General features: G+C 74.0%; 19 protein-coding genes. 9 read left to right on the forward strand and 10 right to left on the reverse strand.

Going from position 1 to position 20,347, the window contains the following annotated elements; all coding sequences use genetic code 11:
• Positions 1-14 precede the first annotated feature (14 nt).
• The 5 genes from ACH4PY_RS34875 to ACH4PY_RS34895 are packed head-to-tail and all read right to left on the reverse strand — an operon-like array spanning position 15 to position 4,638.
• Complete coding sequence (locus ACH4PY_RS34875; RefSeq protein WP_398192404.1) at positions 15-1,382, reverse strand: Ni/Fe hydrogenase subunit alpha; 1,368 nt, start codon at positions 1,380-1,382, stop codon at positions 15-17.
• Complete coding sequence (locus ACH4PY_RS34880) at positions 1,379-2,203, reverse strand: oxidoreductase (RefSeq protein ID WP_398192406.1); 825 nt, start codon at positions 2,201-2,203, stop codon at positions 1,379-1,381. Before ACH4PY_RS34880 ends, ACH4PY_RS34875 begins: the two co-directional genes overlap by 4 nt.
• A 1-nt stretch (position 2,204) precedes the next feature.
• On the reverse strand, positions 2,205-3,026 hold the full coding sequence (locus ACH4PY_RS34885; RefSeq protein WP_398192408.1) for an FAD/NAD(P)-binding protein: 822 nt from the start codon (positions 3,024-3,026) through the stop codon (positions 2,205-2,207).
• Positions 3,023-3,493: a cyclic nucleotide-binding domain-containing protein gene (locus ACH4PY_RS34890; protein WP_398192410.1), complete on the reverse strand. Its 471-nt coding sequence runs from the start codon at positions 3,491-3,493 to the stop codon at positions 3,023-3,025. Before ACH4PY_RS34890 ends, ACH4PY_RS34885 begins: the two co-directional genes overlap by 4 nt.
• Complete coding sequence (locus ACH4PY_RS34895; protein ID WP_398192412.1) at positions 3,490-4,638, reverse strand: 4Fe-4S dicluster domain-containing protein; 1,149 nt, start codon at positions 4,636-4,638, stop codon at positions 3,490-3,492. Before ACH4PY_RS34895 ends, ACH4PY_RS34890 begins: the two co-directional genes overlap by 4 nt.
• A 183-nt stretch (positions 4,639-4,821) precedes the next feature.
• Here ACH4PY_RS34895 and ACH4PY_RS34900 point away from each other — a divergent pair, with 183 nt between their 5' ends.
• Positions 4,822-5,337 (forward strand): hydrogenase maturation protease, encoded by a 516-nt coding sequence (locus ACH4PY_RS34900; protein ID WP_398192414.1) that lies wholly within the window; start codon positions 4,822-4,824, stop codon positions 5,335-5,337.
• Positions 5,338-5,361: 24 nt separating this feature from the next.
• Here ACH4PY_RS34900 and ACH4PY_RS34905 read toward each other — a convergent pair whose 3' ends face one another.
• Both ACH4PY_RS34905 and ACH4PY_RS34910 read right to left on the reverse strand, forming a co-directional pair.
• Positions 5,362-5,676 (reverse strand): Hsp20/alpha crystallin family protein, encoded by a 315-nt coding sequence (locus ACH4PY_RS34905; RefSeq protein WP_398192416.1) that lies wholly within the window; start codon positions 5,674-5,676, stop codon positions 5,362-5,364.
• A 120-nt stretch (positions 5,677-5,796) separates the two neighbouring features.
• Positions 5,797-6,030 carry a DUF1918 domain-containing protein gene (locus ACH4PY_RS34910; protein ID WP_398192418.1) on the reverse strand — a complete coding sequence of 78 codons (234 nt, stop codon included), beginning with the start codon at positions 6,028-6,030 and terminating at the stop codon, positions 5,797-5,799.
• 410 nt (positions 6,031-6,440) lie between these two features.
• On the opposite strand from ACH4PY_RS34910, the gene ACH4PY_RS34915 reads away from it, so the two are divergent.
• The gene (locus ACH4PY_RS34915) at positions 6,441-9,101 is read left to right on the forward strand and encodes a GNAT family N-acetyltransferase (protein WP_398192420.1); all 2,661 of its coding nucleotides are present in this window, start codon (positions 6,441-6,443) and stop codon (positions 9,099-9,101) included.
• A gap of 63 nt (positions 9,102-9,164) precedes the next feature.
• Here ACH4PY_RS34915 and ACH4PY_RS34920 read toward each other — a convergent pair whose 3' ends face one another.
• Positions 9,165-10,028, reverse strand: a complete 864-nt coding sequence (locus ACH4PY_RS34920; RefSeq protein ID WP_398192422.1) for a universal stress protein — start codon at positions 10,026-10,028, stop codon at positions 9,165-9,167.
• A 250-nt stretch (positions 10,029-10,278) separates the two neighbouring features.
• On the opposite strand from ACH4PY_RS34920, the gene ACH4PY_RS34925 reads away from it, so the two are divergent.
• On the forward strand, positions 10,279-10,974 hold the full coding sequence (locus tag ACH4PY_RS34925; protein WP_398192424.1) for a response regulator: 696 nt from the start codon (positions 10,279-10,281) through the stop codon (positions 10,972-10,974).
• Between the two features lie 106 nt (positions 10,975-11,080).
• Positions 11,081-12,067 carry an Acg family FMN-binding oxidoreductase gene (locus ACH4PY_RS34930; protein ID WP_398192426.1) on the forward strand — a complete coding sequence of 329 codons (987 nt, stop codon included), beginning with the start codon at positions 11,081-11,083 and terminating at the stop codon, positions 12,065-12,067.
• A 13-nt stretch (positions 12,068-12,080) separates the two neighbouring features.
• Here the strand turns inward: ACH4PY_RS34930 and ACH4PY_RS34935 are convergent, their stop codons facing one another.
• On the reverse strand, positions 12,081-13,805 hold the full coding sequence (locus tag ACH4PY_RS34935; RefSeq protein WP_398192428.1) for a GAF domain-containing sensor histidine kinase: 1,725 nt from the start codon (positions 13,803-13,805) through the stop codon (positions 12,081-12,083).
• A gap of 269 nt (positions 13,806-14,074) precedes the next feature.
• Here ACH4PY_RS34935 and ACH4PY_RS34940 point away from each other — a divergent pair, with 269 nt between their 5' ends.
• The 5 genes from ACH4PY_RS34940 to ACH4PY_RS34960 all read left to right on the forward strand — a co-directional run bounded on the left by ACH4PY_RS34940 (position 14,075) and on the right by ACH4PY_RS34960 (position 17,698).
• On the forward strand, positions 14,075-14,731 hold the full coding sequence (locus ACH4PY_RS34940; protein WP_398192430.1) for a helix-turn-helix domain-containing protein: 657 nt from the start codon (positions 14,075-14,077) through the stop codon (positions 14,729-14,731).
• Positions 14,732-14,752: 21 nt separating this feature from the next.
• On the forward strand, positions 14,753-15,622 hold the full coding sequence (locus tag ACH4PY_RS34945) for a universal stress protein (RefSeq protein WP_398192432.1): 870 nt from the start codon (positions 14,753-14,755) through the stop codon (positions 15,620-15,622).
• Between the two features lie 113 nt (positions 15,623-15,735).
• Positions 15,736-16,428, forward strand: coding sequence for a CBS domain-containing protein (locus ACH4PY_RS34950; protein WP_398192434.1), 693 nt, complete (start codon positions 15,736-15,738; stop codon positions 16,426-16,428).
• Positions 16,425-16,985, forward strand: coding sequence for a flavodoxin domain-containing protein (locus ACH4PY_RS34955; protein WP_398192436.1), 561 nt, complete (start codon positions 16,425-16,427; stop codon positions 16,983-16,985). The genes ACH4PY_RS34950 and ACH4PY_RS34955 overlap by 4 nt, the downstream gene beginning before the upstream one ends.
• A 59-nt stretch (positions 16,986-17,044) precedes the next feature.
• Positions 17,045-17,698, forward strand: a complete 654-nt coding sequence (locus ACH4PY_RS34960; RefSeq protein ID WP_398192438.1) for a CBS domain-containing protein — start codon at positions 17,045-17,047, stop codon at positions 17,696-17,698.
• 205 nt (positions 17,699-17,903) lie between these two features.
• Here ACH4PY_RS34960 and ACH4PY_RS34965 read toward each other — a convergent pair whose 3' ends face one another.
• Positions 17,904-20,228 (reverse strand): heavy metal translocating P-type ATPase, encoded by a 2,325-nt coding sequence (locus ACH4PY_RS34965; RefSeq protein WP_398192440.1) that lies wholly within the window; start codon positions 20,226-20,228, stop codon positions 17,904-17,906.
• Between the last annotated feature and the right edge of the window lie 119 nt (positions 20,229-20,347).

Consider the following 20,347-nt stretch of genomic DNA (forward strand, 5'->3'; position numbering starts at 1 on the left):
AGGCGGCGCGCAGGTCAGACGCGGTCGACGGTGAGGTCCAGGAAGTGGGCCGAGCAGGAGATGCACGGATCGTGGTTGCGTACGGTCCGCTCGCACAGGGACGCGAGTTCGACATCGGTTGCGGCACCGCCGCGCAGCCTCCGGTCCACCGCGCGGCGGACGTCCTCCTCGATGGCGGCCTGGTTCTGGGAAGTGGGCGGCACGAGGTCCGCCTCGGCCACCGTGCCGGCGCAGTCCAGTCGGTAGCGGTGGTAGAGCAGGCCGCGCGGCGCCTCGGTGGCTCCGTGACCGGTGGCGGCCCGCGGGACGACGTCCGCGCAGGGGCGGCCCGGCGGCTCGTAGGCCGCGATGATGCGCAGTGCCTCCTCGACCGCGTACAGGACCTCGACCGCCCGGACGACGATGCTCAGGCCGGGATTGCGGCACACGTAGCCGGCCGCGGGGTCGCCGAGCCCGGCCGTGCGGGCTGCCTGCGCGGCCGCCGGAGTCAGCCACCGCCCGCTGAGGGCGAACCGGGCCAGCGGACCGGTCAGGTACCGCCGGCCGTCGAGCCGGGCGTGCAGCGCGGTCGAGTACGGCACCTGGTGCTCGTCCACGTGGTCGCGGAAGTCCCGGAGGGCGAAGGTACGGACGGGCAGTGACCGGTCGCAGTCCCCCGGGAGCCCGTGCAGGCCCGGGGCGTCCATCACCGCCGGCACACCGGTCTCGATCGCGTACGTACCGCTGCTGACCAGAGCCAGCAGGTCGTGGTCGCAGTCGGCGTCCGGGAAGTCGAAGCCGGCTACCCACCGGACCGCCTCGGCGGCGTCGTCCAGGGCCCGGCGCAGCTGCGCGGCCAGGGGCCGGAGCTCGTCGGTGGACGGCACGCGGTGAAAGCCGCCGAGCCGGACGTTGACGGGATGCACGGCCCGGCCGCCGAGGAGTTCGACGACGCTGTTGCCGACGTGCTTGAGCCGCAGTCCCCGTTCGATCGCCGCCCGATGGCGGTGAGCGACGTCGAAGAGGTTGTCGCAGCCGAGGAAGTCGGGAGCGTGCAGCAGGTGGACGTGCAGGGTGTGGCTCTCGATCCACTCCCCGCAGTACATCAGCCTGCGCAGCGCCGCCACCTGCGGGTCGACAAGCGTGCCGCAGGCGTCCTCAAGCGCCTGGCACGCGCTCATCTGGTAGGCGACCGGGCAGATGCCGCACACCCGGGACGTGAGGTCGGGGGGCTCGGTATATCCACGACCGCGCAGGAAGGCCTCGAAGAACCTGGGCGGTTCGTAGACCGCCAGGCGGGCGTGCTCGACGCCGCCGTCCCGCAGGCGCAGGTGGACGGTGGCCTCGCCCTCCACCCGGCCGAGGCCGCCGATGCCGATCTCCCGCCTCCCGCCCCCGGTCACCGCGACTCCTCCTGGCGTGACGCGGCCTCGAACTCCGGAGCGGCCGCGTTGAACGTGCGCAGAACGCGTACGACGTCGAGGGTGTCCATGCCGTCGCGTCGCAGCAGCGGCACAAAGGCCGGGAAGTTGACCGAGTCCGAGGGGCCGAAGCAGCCGTAGCAGCCCCGTGCGTACGCCGGGCACAGGGCTCCGCAGCCGGCCTGGGTGACCGGGCCCAGGCAGGGCACTCCGCGGGCCACGGTCACGCACACCGTCCCACGCCGCTTGCACTCCGAGCAGACGCTGTGCCGCGGCACGTCAGGGGTGCGCCCGGCGAGGAACGCGGTGATCACCTCCAGCAGCTGGCCCCGGTCGATCGGACAGCCGCGCAGTTCCAGGTCGACCGGGACGTGCGCGGACGCCGGGGTGGAGCGGGCCAGCGTCTCGATGTAGTCGGGACGGGCGTAGACGACGGACAGGAAGTCCTGCACGTGCGCGAAGTTGCGCAGGGCCTGCACCCCTCCGGCGGTGGCGCAGGCACCGATGGTCACCAGGCGGCGGGAAACCCGGCGGATGTGGGCGATCCGCTGCCGGTCCCGTTCGGTGGTGATCGACCCCTCGACCAGTGACAGGTCGTACGGACCCGTTCCCACTGCCGTCGATGCCTCCGCGAAGTGCCGGATGTCGACGGCGTCCGCCAGGTCGAGCAGTTCGTCCTCGCAGTCGAGCACCGTCAGCTGACAGCCGTCGCAGGACGCGAACTTCCAGACCGCCAGGCGCGGCCGCCCGCCGGTCGCCCCCGGCTCGTCGCCGCCCTGCCGCGCCGTCCCGTCGCCGTCCATGTCACAGCTCCCTGACGGACAGCAAGGGCCCCGCGAGGTCCCAGGCGGCGACGGGACCCGCCTGGCAGAGCAGCAGCGGACCGAGCTGGCAGTGGCCGCAGTGGCCGGTCCCGCAGTGCATGGTGCGTTCGAGCGACACCTGGATGCGGTCGGCGGCCACCCCGCGGTGCACGAGGTCCCGGGCCACGGACCGGATCATCACCTCGGGCCCGCACACGTACGCCAGGACACCGGCGGGGTCGAACATCGCCCGCTCCAGGAGCGCCGTCACGACACCGACCTCGCCCTGCCATGTCGCGTCGGGCCGGTCGACGGTGACCAGCACCCGCGCGCCTGCGGCCTGCCAGTCTCGGGTCTCCGCTGCGAACAGCAGGTCCCCGGGCCCGCGTACGCCGATGAGCACGTTGACCTCGGCGTGCGGGGAGGAGGAGCGCAGGATCCGCCTGACCAGGGGCCGGAGGGGTGCCAGGCCGATACCGCCGGCCACGACGAGCACGTCACCCTCCCCCGGCTCGGCCCATCCGTTGCCGAACGGGCCGCGCACGCCGACCGTACGCCCTCCGCCGCGCAGTGCGGCGGAGACGCCGCCCACCGAGCGGACGGTGAGGACCAGCCGGTCACCCTCCACGGCGCTGACGGACACCGGTGCGTCACCGGCGCCGAAGGCGTACACCATGGCGAACTGGCCGGGCCGGAAGGGGGGCAGCGGGGCGTCTGCCGGTTCCAGGACGAGCGTCGAGGTGCCCGGCGCGGCGTCGACCCGCCGCACGACGTGGTAGGGCACGGGTAGGGCGTCGCCGCCGATGCGGTCGGGAGCCGTCACGGCCGCCCGCTCCCGGTGGCCGGCTCCGGGCCGTAGAGGTCGAGCAACCGGATGCGACAGGCCCGGAGCCGCCGCCCGATCGCCACGGCGGCGACGCAGCGCGTCACGGCCAGACCGAAGGACGGATCCTCGTCGATCGCCCGGCGTACCGTCGCGGCGTCGAATTCCAGGGCCTCCACCGGCTCGCGCGCCTCGGCTCCCAGATGCCAGCGGTACGGCTCGAACAGCCACGACCAGCCCAGCAGCTCCCCGGCTCCGAGCGTCTCCACCACGGCCGGTCTGCGGCCCGGTACCTGGGCGTCGAGGGCGACCAGGCCGGATCGGACCACCCAGAAGCGGCGGGCCTGCGCGTCCTCCTCGAAGATGCGGGTGCCCGCCGGGAAGGTACGGTCGACGGCGAGGCCGAGCAGGCGTTCCCGGTGGGGAGCGGGCAGGGCGGTGAGGAACTGCCCGCCCGGCGCCGTCACAGCTCCCCCCGCGCGGATGGGGAGTCCCGATAGTCGGCCAGCGCGTGGGCCTCCTCGGTGATGTCGATGCCCACCGGGCACCACACGATGCAGCGGCCGCAGCCCACGCATCCCGAGGTACCGAACTGGTCGTGCCAGGTGCCGAGTTTGTGCGTGGCCCACTGCCGGTAGCGGCTGTCGGGCGTGGCACGGACCGGTCCGCCCGGCAGGTGGCTGAAATCCAGGTTGAAGCAGGAGTCCCAGCGCCGCCAGCGTTCGGCGTGGTCACCGGTCAGGTCGGTCGTGTCCTCCGCCGAGGTGCAGAAGCACGTCGGGCACACCATCGTGCAGTTCCCGCAGGTAAGGCAGCGCGAGGCCACTTCGGCCCAGCGCGGCGCGTTGAGCGTTTCGCGCATCAGGTCGCGCAGGTCGACCAGGGGCATGTCCCTGCCCATGCGGTCCGCCGCACTGCTGACCGCAGCTTCCGCGGCCGACCGGGTTGCCGGGTCGGCCGGCCTCCGTGGAAGCTCCGCCAGCACTTCCTCCCCCTCGGCCGTCCCGGCGCGTACCAGGAAACGGTGCCCGTCCGGGTCGACGACCTCGGTCAGCGCGAGGTCGTACCCCTGCTCCGCGGCGGGGCCCGCCCCCATCGACACGCAAAAGCACGTCGCCCCCGGTTCGGTGCACTCCACCGCGACGAGGAAGGCTCGCGCACGACGGCGTTCGTACCCGCGGTCGTGGTGCCGGCCACCGGTGAGCACCGTGTCCTGGACCGCGACCGCCTTCAGGTCGCAGGGGCGTACCCCGAGAAAGGCGTAGGACGGCACCGGGTCGTCCTGCGCCGTGAAACTGACGTTGCCGTCCGCGTCCCGGTCGGCGCTCCACTGGCGCTCGCGCTGCGGGTGCAGGTAGGCCTTCCACGACTGCGGGCCGGCGCTGTGGGCGAAGGCGGCCCCGTCCTTTCTCGGGGTCAGGCGGTAGCGTCCCGCTTCCAGTTCCACGCCCCACCCGTAGGGCAGGTCCTCCCCGCCCCGCACCTCGGCCAGGACGATGGCGCCGTCCCCCACCGTGGGCCCGACGACCGTGCGGCCGCGCGTCCGTAGTGCGCGGATCAGGGCGTCGACGCCGTCCTTCCCGATCACCGCAGCGCGTGCGTGGTCCGCCATGGCCGCCTCCTGAGTGCAGGGCACGGACGTCTCCGTGGCTCCTCCGGCAGTGTGCTGACCGTGCACCCTCGCGGGGCGCGCGACATACGCGATGTCCTCCCGTTGCCGCCCGGGTGTCCCCCGTGCGGCCCGCTCCGGTGGGTCGCCGTCAGGATCGGCCGCGATTCGCGCGAAAGTGGGTGCATGGCCGTCATGCCCACGCGTCCGACGAGGATCAGCGTCATCGGGATCGGCAGCGCCTTCCGGCGCGACGACGCCGCCGGATGGGCGGTGGTGGCACGGCTGGCCCGGTATCGCGCGCAGGGGCGGCTGCCTGCCGGCACCGTCCTCCACACCTGCGGCGCGGATCCCGCACATCTGATGTCGTGCTGGCAGGGCGCTGCCCTGGCCGTACTGGTGGACGCTGCGCGTGTGTTCCCGCCCGGTTCCGGCGCCGTCCGCCGGATCCGTCCGGGCAGGGATGTCGTCCTCCCTGCCTCAACCGGCACGAGCAGCCACGGCCTCGGGCTGTCCGATGCCCTCGAACTCGCGCGTGCGCTCGGCCGACTGCCGGAGAGCGTCCTGCTCTACGCCGTGACGGCCGAGGACACCGGATACGGGCCCGGACTGTCACCCGCCGCCACCGCGGCCGTGCGCACGGCATCCGAACACATCTTGCGGGAAGTCGCCGAGTTCGCCTCGGGCCCCGACAGCCCGTGAACGCGCATTCCGCCCCCGGGGACGTCAGCCGCCGTCGACCTCGATCCTCCGGGCCTTCGTGCCGGTCTCCGCCAGCGGCACGGTAACGGTGAGGATTCCCTTGTCGTACGACGCGGTGATGTCATCCTCCCGGGCCCCGGGCGGCAGCGGTACGGTACGGGTGAAGGAGCCGTAGCGGAACTCGGTGCGGTGGCTCGCCGTCTCCCGCTCCGCGCGCTCCGCACGGACGGTCAGCGCACCGTCCTGGACGGTGATGTCGACGTCCTTGCCGGGGTCGATGCCCGGCAGCTCCGCCCGCACCACGTACGCTCCGTCCTCGGTGCCTTCCTCCAGACGCATCGGATGCTCACCGCCGAAGAGCCGGAGGTCTCTGGGGAGATCCTCGAAGATGTCCGGCCACCAGCGCCTGCGTGCCGTTTCCGCGGCCACGGGAATCGCCTCCCACGCGTGCCTCGTCTGCTACTTCCCACGCTCCTGCGCGTGGCCGTCGTCGGCAAACCGGCGTCCGTCCGCCGGGGCCAGATGGGCCTCCGGCCCCGGGAAGAAGACCGTCTCCCGGTCGTCCTCGGTCCACCGGACGACATACGGGGGCGAGCCGTCGGGATGTTCCAGGCCCACGATCTGCCCTCTGCGGCGCGGGCCGTCGAGATGCAGGGCTTCGACCACTATCCAGTCTCCGACCTCGGCGTGCATGGTGTGCTCCTTCCTGCTCCCCCTCTCCAGCCTGCGCATTACGGGCGGAAGCGACAAGTGCGGTTCGGCCCTGCCGCGGGAGGTGCCGGTCACCACCGGCCCGTCGGCATCCCCAAGACGGAGGGATGCCGCCAGGAGCACACCTGCGTGAACGGCTCCGGGTCCAGGAGCGGCAGTCCGGCGGGCAGCGGAGCGTCCTGCCGCGCCCGGGGACGTTCGGCCCGGCGCGGCGGCCCTGCCCGGTCGGGGTACGGAAGGTGCCGGTCGGCGCCCGGTCGGATCCGTACGGCCTCTGCCGCGTGGGCGCGCACCCGCACAGGCTGGCATGGACGAGAGCTGGAGGCGGAGTCATGACGGCGACAGGCGTGCGGGGCAGAGGGGCATTCGCTCTGCTCTCCGACGGTGGGACCGTGTACATCCGTGTCGCGCGGCCGGAGGACCACGCGGGCCTGCTGGAGCTGTACGGCGAGATGTCACGGGAGAGCCTGCGGTCGCGGTTCTTCGGCGTCACCCGGCGGGCCGGTGAGGTGGCCGCCGAGTGGGTCCTGGCACCGCCACGGACCGGACACGCCGGTCTGGTGGCGGTGCACGGCGACCGGATCGTCGGGACCGCCGAGTACGAGGTGACGGCCGATCCGCGGGTGGCCGAGGTGTCGGTCGCGGTCGCGGACGACTTCCACCGGCGCGGTGTCGGCACGCTGCTCGTCGAGCACCTGGCGAACGCGGCACGCGAGGCGGGCGTCGAGCGCTTCACGGCGGACACGCTCGCCTCCAACCACCTGATGCAGCGGCTCGTCGCAGACCTCGGGCAGAAGGTGGAGCGGCGGCACGAGGACGGCGAGGTGCACGTCACCTTCCCGCTGGCGCCGGACGAGCGGTATCTGGCAGCGGTGGAGCGCCGCGGCAGCACCGCCGACCTGGCCAGCCTGCGTCCTTTGTTGCGCCCGCGCTCGGTCGCCGTGATCGGCGCGGGCACGTCGGCCGGCTCCGTCGGGCGCGCCGTCCTGCGCAACATCCTCGACGGCGGATTCACCGGGCGGGTGTACGCGGTCAACCCGCACGCGCACGCCGTCCTGCGCACGCCGTGCTTCGCGGCGGTCGAGGACCTGCCGCACCCGCCGGACCTGGCGGTCGTCGCGGTGCCCGCGGCCGCGGTACCGGAGGTCGCCGAGCAGTGCGGCACCGCGGGAGTCGGTGCCCTGGTGGTGCTGTCGGCCGGGCTGGGCCCCGAGGAGGGCGCCGCCCTGCTCGGCGCGTGCCGGCGCCACGGGATGCGCCTGGTGGGACCCAACTGCCTCGGTGTGGCGGTCACCGGCGAACACACCGGCCTCAACGCCACCTTCGCCGCACACCGGCCACCGGCAGGCGGAGCAGGGGTGGCGGTGCAGTCCGGCGGTGTGGGCATGGCCCTGCTCGACGGGCTGGCCCGACTGGGCACCGGGGTGAGCGAGTTCGTCTCCCTCGGCGACAAGTTCGACGTCAGCGGCAACGACATGCTCCAGTTCTGGGAGGCCGACGGCGGGACGTCGATGGCCCTGCTCCACCTGGAGTCCTTCGGGAACCCGCGGGCCTTCTCCCGCACCGCACGCAGGGTCGCCCGCCGCATGCCCGTCCTCACGGTCGATGCGGGACGCTCGGGACCGGGACGGCGGGCCGCGGCCTCGCACACCGCGGCCGCGGCCACCGCGACCGTGACCCGGCAGGCGCTCTTCCACCAGGCCGGCATCACCGCGACCCGGACGATCGCGGAGCTGCTGGACACCGCCGCCCTGCTGGACGCACAACCGCTGCCCGCCGGTGCGCGCACCGCCGTGGTGTCCAACGCGGGCGGCGCCGCCGTCCTCGCCGCAGACGCCTGCGCGGAGGCGGGGCTCGTCGTCCCCGAGTTCCCCGCCGACCTGACCGAAGGCCTGCTCGGCGTGCTGCCCGACGGTGCGAAGGCCGGAAACCCCGTGGATGCCACGGCCACCGTCGGCGAGCAGCCGCTGAGCGACTGCCTCGATCTGCTCACCCGGCACGACGCGGTGGACGCCGTCGTGGTCGCTCTGGTGCCGACAGCGCTTGCCGCAGCCACCGGGGACGACCCGTGGCGCGCGCTCACGAACGCGGCTCCCGGCAGCCGTCCCCGCCCGGTGGTGTCGGTCCTGCTGGGCCAGGCCGAGCAGGTGCGGATGCTGCACGGCCGCGACGGGGCCCGGCTGCCCTCCTACGCCGATCCGCAGTCCGCGGCCCGGGCACTGGCCCGCGCCGGCGAACGGGCCCGCTGGCTGGCCCGTTCGCCGGGCACCCGTGCCGTCCCGGCCGGGACGGACCCCACCAGGGCCCGTGCACTGGTGGACGGTCACCTTGCCGAAAGTCCGGACGGCGGGTGGCTCGACCCGGACGGGTGCGCCGCGCTGCTCGCCTGCTACGGGATCCCGCAGGCACGAACCGAGCTGACCGCCACCGAGGACCTGGCGGCAGCTGCCGCCCGCACGCTGGCGGGAGACGGTGAGAGGGTGGCGCTCAAGGCGTACTGGGCGGGGCTGACGCAGGAGCCCGTAGGGGGCGCCGTGCGGCCCGACCTCCGCGGGGAGGACGAGGTGCGGGACGCCTTCCGCGAGCTCGCCGGCCGCTTCGCGGACCGGCTGGCCGGCGTCGTCGTCCAGCCCGCGGCCCCTCGCGGCGTCGAGTTCGTGGCCGGGGTGGTCCAGGACGGCGTCTTCGGCCCGCTCGTCCTGCTCGGCCCCGGCGACACCGCGGCGGACGCGCTCGCGGACCGGGCTGCACGGCTGGCGCCGCTGACCGACAACGACATCGAGGACCTCGTGGCCGCCCCGCACTGGGCGCCCCAGCCGGTCTCCGACACGGACGCCGGCGAGGGCGCCGGGCCGGTGACGGGCGCCATCGATCTCCCCGCTGTGAAAGGACTGCTGGCGCGGCTCTCGGCGATGGCCTGCGATCTGCCCCAACTCGCCGAGGCCGAACTCGACCCGGTCCTCGCCCGCCCGGACGGCGTCCTGGCCGTCGGCGTACGCCTCCGCCTCTCCCCTGCGCGCCCGTCCGACCCCCACTTGCGGCGGCTTCCTTGAGCGTCACGGTCCCGGCACGTGCGCGGGCCGCCCCGGCCCGGGGCGGCCCGCGCACGTCACGCGTCACCCGTCCTGCGGCACGACGGCGACCGGGCAGGGAGCGTGGTGCAGCAGCGCGTGGTTGACGGCCCCGAGTTGGAGTCCGGGCCCGCCGTCACGCCGGTGCGCGCCCACCACCAGCAGGTCGCTCGACACGGCGGCCTCCAGCAGAACGTCCCTGGCAGGGGCTTCCGCGGTGCCGGTGCGGGCCGTCACCGCGGGGAAGTCGCCGCTGACCACGCCCACTGCGTCGTCGAGGACCCGCGCCGACCGTACCGATTCCGCTCCGGCGTCCTGCGGGGCGTCGCCGGTCCCGGTGTGCCTGCGGCGCCATGCGTGCAGGGCGTTCAGCTCGGCCCCGCGCGCCTCCGCCTCCCGGAACGCCCACCGCACCGCGGTGGAAGACTCTCCCTTGCCGCCCACACCGAGGCTGACGCGGCCGAAGTCCCCCCTTACGTTCGGTTCGGCGCCGCGGACCACGACGACCGGGCACGGGGCGCGTCCGGCGACCCGGAGGCCGACGGAACCGAGCAGCATGTCGGCGAGTTCGCCGCGCCCCCGGTTGCCGACCACCAGGGCCGACGACTCGGGCGCCGCCTTGAGCAGCGCTTCCACCGGATCGTCGAGGAATACGTCCGCGGTCACCCGCACATCGGGGCCGAGGCGCGCCACACGCTCCCGGGCCGACCCGACGATGTTCTCCGCCAGGACCCAGCGCCCCGGTCGGGCGGTGCCGAAACTCGGCGCCGCCCTGGTGTAGCGCTCCCAGAGCGCCGCGTGGACGACACGCAGCGGCAGATTGCGCCTGTCCGCCTCGGCGATGGCCCAGTCCAGGGCCCGCAGGCTGGCGTCGGACCCGTCGACACCGACCGTCAGTGGCTTGTTCATGACCGCATCCGCCTCCCGGCCTGGTGTTTCCCGTTTTCTCCACTTTCTCTCCCCTGCCGTACCGCGGCCAGTGCCGTACGGCGCCGGAGCGGGGACGAACGGCCCGGCCGCCCCGGCGGGTCGGGACGCGCAGACCACCCGGACGGCGCGGTGCAGGCCCGTCGGGCCCTGGCAGCCGCCGTGCCGCAGCATGAGTATCGAAACCAGCAGTGGCGGCTCGGAGCCGTACGCACGGCGGAGGAGGCACGTCATGGGCCGGTCGGAGGGGTTCTCCGCTCAGTCGCCGATCCGGGTGTTCCTGCTCGACGACCACGAGGTGGTCCGGCGGGGGCTGCACGACCTGCTGGACGCCGAGCCGGACATCGAGGTGGTCGGCGAGGCGGGCGACGCCGACCACGCGCTGGCCCGGGCGCCCGCGCTGCGCCCGGACGTCGCCGTGCTCGACGTGCGGCTGCCGGACGGTGAGGGCATCACCGTGTGCCGCGAGCTGCGCTCGTCCGTCCCCGGGCTGGCGTGCCTGATGCTGACCTCGTTCGACGACGACGACGCGCTGCTGGACGCGATCATGGCCGGGGCCGCGGGCTACGTCCTCAAGCAGATCAAGGGCGCCGACCTCGTCGACGCGGTCCGTACCGTCGCCACCGGCCAGTCGCTGCTGGACCCGGCCACCACGGCGCGGCTCATGAGCACGCTGCGCGGCGACCGCGCCCCCGCCGCCGCCACGGAGCAGCCGCTGGACGAGCTGTCGCCGCGCGAGCGGGAGATCCTGGACCTCGTCGGCGAGGGCCTGACCAACCGGCAGATCGGCGAGCAGCTCTACCTCTCCGAGAAGACGGTCAAGAACAACGTCTCCCGGCTGCTGGCGAAGCTCGGCGTGGAGCGCCGGGTGCAGGCAGCCGTGATCGCGACCCGTGGGACGCCGGGGTCACGGCAGGGCGGCCGCTGAGGCAGCCTCCGGGCCGGGCCGTTCGACGCCGGGAGCGATGGCCTGAGGCCCTGCACCGGCCGTTCCTCTCTCCTGCACGCTGGGAGCGGGGGGTGAGGAGGCGGCCATGACGAGCGGAACGGCGGCACGAGCGCTGGACGGGGCGGCCTTGGAGAAGCTCGTGGCCGCGGCCGCGCCCTCGATCCACAACACGCAGCCCTGGCGGTTCCGTCTCGACCCGGCCACCACCACGGTGGAGGTGCACGCCGCCGCCGACCGGGCGCTGTACCGCATCGATCCCGGCGGGCGGGGGCTGCACGTCTCCGCCGGGGCGGCCGTGTTCAATCTGCGGGCAGCCGTGGCCCGCTTCGGCTGGGAGCCGGTCGTCCGGCTGCTGCCCCGGCCTGCCGACCCGGGCTGCTGGCAAAGGTACGCCTGGCCGGCCCCCGAGGCTTCGGGGAACGGCACGAAGAGGCCGAACTGTACGAAGCACTCCGGCGCCGGCACAGCAGCCGTTTCCCGTTCAACCGGCCCTCCGGTTCCGTCCGGGATCCGTGCCGAGATCGCGGCGGCCGCTGCCGCGGAGGACGCGCACCTGGTGTTCCCGGGCCCGCAGGAGACCGCGCGCGTCCTGCAGCTGACGTCCGAGGCCGAGTGGCGCGGTCTCGCCGATCCCGCGCGGGCCGCGGAGAGCCGGGCGTGGGTGCGCGACGGTACCAGCAGCGGTGTCCCGACCGCAGCGCTCTCCTCTCGTGACAGCACCGGGCGGATGCCGGTACGCGACTTCACCGCGGGGCTCGGCACCACTCCACGGCTGCCCGAGGCGTACGAGCAGCGCCCCGCCGTGGCCGTTCTCGGCACCATGAACGACGGGCCGGCGGACTGGCTGCGGGCCGGGCAGGGCCTGGAACGCGCCCTGCTGGTCGCCACCGCGCACGGCGTGCGGGCGTCGCTGTTCAGCCAGGCGGTGGAGTGGCCGGACCTGCGGTGGGCCCTGCGGGACCCGCGCGAGGAGTACGTGCACGTGCAGATGGTGATGCGGTTCGGCTACGGGCCGGAAGGACCCGCGACGCCGCGCCGACCCGTCACCGACGTACTCGGCATTGGCGCCTGAACGCCCGAGGAGTTCATCCGCCGGTTCCGCCGAGCGGTACGCACCAGGTCAGGCGGGTGCCACCACGTGGGCCCGGAGTGATCCCGAACCCGCCGCCGAGGTGTTCGGCACGCCGGGCGAGGTTGGCCAGCCCGCGCCGCGGAGTGCCCGCCGGGACGCCCTTGCCGTCGTCGGTGACCGTGACGGTCAGCCGTCCGGCGGTCACGGCGAGCGCGACCTCCACGGCGCCGGCCCGGGCGTGCCGCGCGGTGTTGGACAGCGCCTCGGTCACCACGGCGACTGCCTCGTCCGCGATCGGGGGCGGCACGTCGGTGTCGAGCAGCCCCTCCATGCGCAGCGCGGGCGTGAAGCCCAGGGGCCCCGCGGCCTGCTCGACCTCCGCGGCCGCCCGGGCGCGCAGCCCGGGCGGGCGGCCTGCCGCCTCGTCGGCCCGCAGTCCGAAGATCGTGGCTCGGATGATCCTGATCGTCTCGTCCAGGTCGTCCACGGCCCGCTGCAGCCGCTCGGCGGCCTGCGGATGGTCCACGAAGCGCTGGACGCTCTGCAGGGTCATGCCGGTGGCGAAGAGCCGCTGAACGGCCAGGTCGTGCAGGTCCCGGGCGATGCGGTCACGGTCCTCCAGCACGGTGAGCTGCTCCGCGGCCCGGCGCCGTTCGGCCAGTCGCAGAGCGAGCGCGGCCTGGCCGGTGAAGGCCAGCAGCGGCTCGGCCTCGATCTCCGTGAACGGCGCCGCACCCTGCTCGCGCGCCAGCAGAACCGCGCCCCGTACTCCCTCGTCGGTGATCATCGGGACGGCGACTGCGGGTCCGAGGCCGCCGAACCGAGGCGGGCCCGCGCCTGCCCGAGGGTCCTTGCAGATGTCCTCCGTGGTGATCGGCGCCTCCGCGGCCATCGCGGTGCCCAGGAAGGACCCCTCGCGCGGGAGCACCAGGCCGCGGTGGTCGTCGGCGCACGTTCCCACCGCGATCACCACCTTCAGTGCACCGCCGTCGGCCGGCAGCGCGAGGACGCCGAGGTCGGCGGTGGCAATGTCCCTGGCGTGCCGGACGATCCGCTCCAGCACCTCCTCCTCCCCGACCTCCCCTACGCCGGAGAGCAGGCCCGCCACGATGTCGGCGTTGGCCTCGATCCAGCGCTGCCGGGCGCGGGCCGACTCGTAGAGCCGGGCGTTCTCGACGGCGACACCCGCCGCCACGGCGAAGGTTCCGAGAACGGTCTCGTCCTCGTCGTCGAACTGCCCTCCGCCGCGCTTCTGGGTCAGGTACAGGTTGCCGAACACCTCGTCGCGCACCCTGATCGGTATCCCCAGGAAGCTGTGCATCGGCGGCTGGTGCGGGGGGAAGCCGCACGACGACGGGTGATCGCCGATCTCGGTCAGCCGCAACGGCGCGGGGTGGCGGTTCAGCTCGCCGAGGATGCCGTGCCCCGACGGTGGCGAGCCGATCGCCCTCGCCTCGTCCGCGCCGACGCCGACGGTGAGGAACTCCGCCATCCGGCCGCCTTCGACGACCCCCAACGCGCCGTACTCGGCGTCCACGAGCGCGACTGCCGATCCCACGATCCGGCGCAGCACCTGTGTGAGGTCCAGTTCCCGGCCGATGGACAGCACCGCTTCCAGCAGGTCGTGGGTCCTTCCCTGAGTCCCACGGGCGACGTCGAGCCGCCCGTGCAGCTCGTCCAGGAGCTGATCGAGCTCCAGCCGCGGAAGGTGCGCCTCGTTGCCGCCGGTCTGGCCCACTGCGTCCTCCCGAGGGGTGCGTGATGTACCCGACCCGGCACCACCCCCGCCATCTGCCACGGTAACCGCCGCCCCTGGCGACCGCCGTCGCACGCGGTCCGTCCGGTGACAGCGGCGGAACCGCGGCGGAAAGGGCCTTCCGGCCCCTCCCCCGGGGTCCGTGCCGCTCATGCGCCCGCCGCCACGCCGCGGCGAACCTGGACGTGACAGGGCCGGGCCCCGGGCAGGGCCGACGGCCGCACGTCAGGGGGGACAGGAAGGCGGGCGCCATGGCACAGGAATCCGCTCCGGTCGGTGACATCGGCCGCCGGCTGGCGTTGCGCCGCCGCGAGCTGGGCCTCAGCCGCGAGCAGGTGGCGGACCGGGCCGGTATCGCCCCCGAGTACCTGCGCTACGTCGAGGAGCGTCCCTTCGCCTCCCCGGGGCCGACCTTTCTGCTGAGGGTCGCCGGCGCCCTGGACACCAGCGTGACCCGGCTGCGCGGCGCCGACGCCGGGCTGCCACCCGGCCTCGGCGAGGCCGCGGACGCCCCGCGGCTGACCGCGCTGGACCCCGACGAGTGCCGCACGCTGCTGTCCGACCACGGAATCGGCCGGATCGCGGTGACCACGGAGGACGGGCCGGCGGTTCTCCCGGTCAACTACGCCGTGGTGGGCGGCGCCGTCGTCTTCCGCACCGAGCGGACCGCCGGCCCCGCCCTGGCCGCCGGCCGGCGGGTCGCCTTCGAGGTGGACCGCACCGACGAGGCGCTCAGCGAGGGCTGGAGCGTCCTGGTCGTCGGCCTCGCGTCCGCCGTCACCGACCCCGACGCCGTACGCGACCTGGGGACGCAGACCGCCTCAGCGCCGTGGGCCGGCGGTGAGCGCCTGCTGTGGGTGCGGATCGAACCGGAACGGATCACCGGCCGCCGCATCACCGCGGGCTGACCCCGAGGAGAGGCAATCCCCATGACCGAGACACACGAGGGCGTGGTCGCCGGCGTCTCCACCGTCCGGACCGAGCGGAACGGACCGGTCGTCGAGTGGGCCGCCCAGGAGGCCGCGGCACGCGGGCTCCCCCTGCACCTCCTGCACGCCCAGGAGTGGCCGCGCGGCACCTCGCCGAACGCCGGACCCGAGCACCCTGCGCACGCGTGGGCCCGGCACTTCCGGGCGGGCGGGGAGACGGTGCTGGGCAGGGCGCGCGACGAGGCGCTGGCCTCGCGGCCGGGGCTGAGGGTCACCACCGAGCTGGTGAGCGGCCGAGCGGTGCGCGTCCTGCGCGACGCGGGTGAGCGGGCGGCTGTCATGGTCCTCGGCGCCCGTCGGCTCACCGGAGTGGAAGGGGCATTCGCCGGGAGCGGCAAGGGGCATGCCCTGGTCGGCCAGGTGCCGTGCCCGGTGGCCCTGATCCCCGGAATCCCCCCGGACGCCGCGGGACCGGTCGTCGTCGGCGTCGACGGGTCGTCCGCGTCCACGGCAGCGGTGGACCTGGCCTTCGAGGAGGCTGACGCCGCCGGGGCACCGCTGGTCGCCGTCGCGGTGCGCAACCCCCGCGACTACGCGTGGGCGGAGTACCGGGAGGACACCGAACTGCTCGTGGCCGAGCAGCTGGCGGGCCACCGGCGGCGCTACCCGGACACCGAAGTGCGGCAGGAGATCCGAAGCGGCGACCCCGCGCTGATGCTCGCCTCCGTCTCCCGGCAGGCCCGCTGCCTCGTCGTCGGCAGCAGGGGTCGCGGCGGCTTCCGCGGCCTGCTCCTCGGCTCCACCAGCCGCGCCCTGGTTCATCACACCGACTGCCCGCTGCTCGTCGCTCCACGACCGCCTGACGCCTGACGCCGCCGGACCGTGGAGGACCGGTCGGCCCCGCACCGAGCGACCGACGGCCCTGAACACCACGGCACGAAATCGGCACGGTGGAGTGGAGTCCCGTGGAAAGGAGACCGGCGATGTCCACGCACAGGACCGTCAGCGACCTCATGACGCACACGGTGGTACGGGCCAGGCCGGAGACCCCCTTCAAGGAGGTCGCCAAGCTCCTGGTGGACAACGGCGTCACCGCCCTGCCGGTGGTCGACGACGAGGACCGTCCACTGGGCGTCGTCTCGGAGGCCGACCTCGTGCACCGGGAAGCGGGGCGGCCCGAGCCGGCCGGACTGCCCGGACTGCTGGACGTGCCGCCGCCGGAGCCCTCGGCGGAGAGGACCACTGCGGCCGCGCTGATGACCGCGCCGGCCGTGGTGGCCAGGGCGGAGTGGTCGGCGGTGCAGGCAGCCCGGGCCATGGACCAGGCCGACGTCAAGCGCCTTCCCGTCGTGGACGACACGGGTCGCCTGGCCGGCATCATCAGCCGCGCCGACCTGCTGCGGGTCTTCCTGCGCCGCGACCACCTCATCCGCGAGGAGATCGCCGGTGACATCCTCGAACGCACGCTCGGCATCAGCGCCGACGAGGTGGGGGTCAAGGTCACCGACGGCAAGGTGGCGCTGCACGGCAGCGTGGAGCGGCGCAGCCTCGTCCCTGTGCTGATGCGGCTCTGCGAGGGCGTGGACGGGGTCGTCGAAGTCACCGGGGACATCGGCTACCGCACCGACGAGGCGACCGCGGTGGCGCCGCACGAGCCCGGGAGGCTGCTGCCGTGATCCCGGAGCGCCCCGGCAGTGCGCACGGCGGAGCCGGGGCGGAAGCGCCGGTCGTCCTGGTCGCCTACGCGTCGAGGAACGGGGGCACCGCGGAGATCGCCGGTTGGATCGGTGCGGCGCTGGCCGCCGAGGGCGTCGAGGCCGTGGTGCGGCCCGCGGCGGCGGTACGGGATCTGCCCCCGGTCCGCGCCGTGGTGCTCGGCTCCGGCCTGTACGGCGGCCGCTGGCTGCGCGAGGCCACCCGCTTCGCCCGCCGGCACCGCACGGCCCTGGCGTCCCTTCCGGTCTGGCTTTTCAGCAGCGGACCGCTGGACGCCCCGGCGGCCCGGAGCCGCCTCCCGCCCACCACTGCGGTCCGGCACCTCGCCGACCGGGTCGACGCCGCGGGGCACGCGACTTTCGGCGGACGGCTCGTCCCCGGGGCGCGGGGTCCGGTCGCCCGCATGATCCTCGCTCGCGGACAGGGCGGGGACTTCCGGGACCCCGAGCGGATCAGCGCCTGGGCGCGGGACATCGCCGCGCAGGTGCATGCGGCCCTGGGGCAACCGACGCGATGACCGGGTCAGGCGGGCCCCCGCTCTGCCCGGCCGTCGCCCGATCTGCAGGAGAGATGATCATGTACAACTCACCGCGTACCGTCGGTGACGTCATGACGCAGAAGGTCGTCGCAGTCAGCCCTGACGCGACGTTCAAGGAGATCGTGGCGACGCTGGAGAAATGGAAAGTGAGCGCACTCCCCGTGCTCCAGGGGGACGGGCGGGTCGTGGGGGTGGTGTCGGAGGCGGACCTGCTGCACAAGGAGCAACTGCGCGACAGCGAGCCCGGCCGCTTCGGCTCGGTCCACGCGCTCTCCGACGTCTCCAAGGCCGACGCCGTCACCGCCGAGCACCTGATGACCTCTCCCGCGGTGTGCGTCCACAGCGGAACCACGCTGGCGCAGGCCGCGCGCATCATGGCGCAGCGCAAGGTCAAGCGGCTGCCGGTGACCGACGCGGAGGACAGGTTGCGCGGCGTCGTCAGCCGCGGCGACCTCCTGGAGGTATTCCTCCGCCCCGACTCGGAGATCGCCGCCGAAGTCCGCAAGGAGGTCGTCCACGCGCTGTTCCCGGACGAGGCGGGGCCGCGGGTGGACGTCCGCGAAGGCGTCGTATGGCTCAGAGGCCGGGTTCACGATCCCGGGCTCATTCCGGTGGCAGGCCGCCTGGCCCGGACGGTCGAGGGCGTGGTGGACGTCCACACGGACCTCACTGCCGAGGTGACCGGTCTGTAGTCGCTCCGTAGCAGTTGCTCCACCGTCGCTGCCACGACCTGCCCTGGGCTGTTTAGCATCGAACAACCCCCTCCCCTGTCGCTCTCGCCCCGAGACGCCTGGCCCGACAGGGCCGAACGGGGCGCCCGCGGTTCGCGCAGCGCCGACGCGCCAGGTGCGCGCGTGCGGAGCGGCCACGCTGCAGAAGCCCGGTGAGCAGGGCTCGTCAGGGTGTCAGGGTGAAGTAGTTCTCCTCTTCCTGGGTGAAGTGCAGGCGGAGGACGCTGTGCAGGCCGTAGAGGCAGGCGCGCAGGTCGTCGATTTGTTCGGGGTGGAGGCCGTCTTGGCTGTCGGCGAGCTGCAGGTGGGTGTCGATACGGTGGGCGAGGCGGTGGATCTCGGTGTGTGCGCGGCTCATGGTGGCGGTGGTCTCGAGGCCGCCGAGGGCGTTGGCGAGGGCGGGGTAGAGCTCGTGCTCCTCGGCGCGTTCGTGGGGCAGAAGGCGTTCGTCCAGCAGTCGGTGAACGTGGTGGATCGTCTCCAGGGTCTGCGGATCTGTGGCGTTGCTGAGGCGGTCGGCGGCGTCACGGACGGCTTCGACGATGTCGCGCAGGTTGTCGTGTTCGGCTGCGAAGCGCTGGAGGAGACGTTGTGTGGCCGGGTCGAGGGTTACGCGGGTGGTGCGGTCGAGGCGCAGGGCGCGCAGGGCGTTGAGGATGACGGCGACGTCGATGCCTTCTTGGAGCAGGGCGCCGACTGCGGGTGGGAGCAGGCCGAGGGCGGCGGCGACCATGGCTGCCAGCGACATGGCCATGCCGGCCAGGGCGCTCTGGGTGGCGATGTGCCGGGCTCGGACGGCGATGGTGCAGGCGTCGGCGAGGCGGTCGACGCGGTCGGCGGTAAGGACGATGTCGGCGGCTTCGGAGGAGGCGCTGGACCCGCGGGCTCCCATGGCGACGCCGACGTCGGCGGCGGCGAGGGCGGGTGCGTCGTTGACGCCGTCGCCGACCATGACGGTGACCGCGCGTTCGTGTTCTGCTCGGACGGCGGCGACCTTGTCGGCGGGGCTCTGGCGTGCGTGGAGGTCGTCCAGGCCGAGGACGGCGGCGATTTCCTGGGCCGGTTCGGTTCGGTCGCCGGTGAGCATCAGTACGCGTTGGATGCCGGCTTCACGCAGACGCCGGATGGCGCGCGGTGCGTCGGTGCGCAAAGGGTCGCGCAGGAGCACGGCGGCGGTGAGATGGCCGTCGACGGTCAGCCAGGCGACGGCTGCGCCGTCGAGGGCGGCTCGGTTGTCGGCGGCGCGGGCCCAGGCAGGCAGGGGATGTGTGTCGTGTTTGCCCACGCTGACCGTCGTGGTGCCGATACGGCCGGTGGCTCCGCGGCCTGGTTCTTCGGTGATCTCGTGTGCGGGGCGCAGCGGCAGTCGGCGGGTGTGGGCTTCGTCGGTGAGGGCTCGGGCCAGGACGTGGGGGGAGTACTGGTCGACGGAGGCGGCCAGGGTGAGTGCCTCGTCGGGTGTCGTCCCCGGTGCGGTGGCGATGTCCAGGACACGGGGACGGCCGGTGGTGAGGGTGCCGGTCTTGTCGAGGACCAGAGTGCGGGCGCGGGCGAGAGTCTCCAGCGCGGCGCCGTCCCGGATCACGACGCCTTGCCGGGCGGCGCGGGACAGGCCCGAGACGATCGCGACGGGTGCGGCCAGCAGCAGCGGGCAAGGGGTGGCGACGACCAGCACGGCCACCGCTCGCACGGCCGAGCCGCCGGCCAGCCACGCCAGCCCCGCCACGGCCAGGGACAGGGGGAGGAACCATGCGGCGTATCGATCCGCCAGCCGGATCACCGGCGCGTTCTGGGCAGCGGCCTGCTGGGCGAGGCGGACGATCTCGGCGTAGGTGCTGTCCTGTTCGGTGGCGGTGGCGCGCAGCTCGAAGGCGCTGCCGGCATTGACACCACCACTGCGGACACTCTCGCCCGCGGTGCGCTCGACGGGAACGGACTCGCCGGTCAGCACGGATTCGTCGAGCAGCGCGCTGCCGCCCTCGACCCGTCCGTCGACGGGCACCACCTCGCCGGGGCCGACGACCAGCAGATCACCAGCCTCGACCTCCCCCAGGGAAATGGTCTCCACCTGGTCTCCGGCACGGCGGCGGGCTGAGCGGGGGGCGTGCTCCAGCAGGTGCCGCAGGTCGTGTGAGGCCCGGCGTTCGGCGGCCGCGTCCAGCCAGCGGCCCGTGGACAGCATGAGCGCGATCAGCGCCCCGGCCAGATACTCCCCCGTGGCCAGGGTTCCCGCCAGCGCGAGGACTGCGATCAGGTCGACTCCGGCCCGGCCACGGCGCAACGCCTGGACCACCCAAGCCACCGCGGGGACGATCGCCAGCACCGTTCCCGCCGCCCAGAACCCGTCGGCCGGAGTCCCTGCCCCGGCGAGCCGGGCAGCACCGCCCGCGACCAGGGAGGCGGTGGTGAGCGCGAACAGCACCGGTTCCACCCACCGCCGTGCTGCTCCAGACGCCTGCCGCTGTCCGGTCCCGCCGTCCCGCCCGCCCATCACTCACCTCCGTCCCGCACAGCCGGATGCGTTCCGCTCCTCCACCACCGCACCCGGCCGGCCGGCGATCACGAAAGGGTCCTTCGGCCCAGGCCGCCGGTCTCTTCGAACCGGACACC

The organism is Streptomyces sp. NPDC021224 (assembly GCF_044332905.1).
Taxonomy (GTDB): domain Bacteria; phylum Actinomycetota; class Actinomycetes; order Streptomycetales; family Streptomycetaceae; genus Actinacidiphila.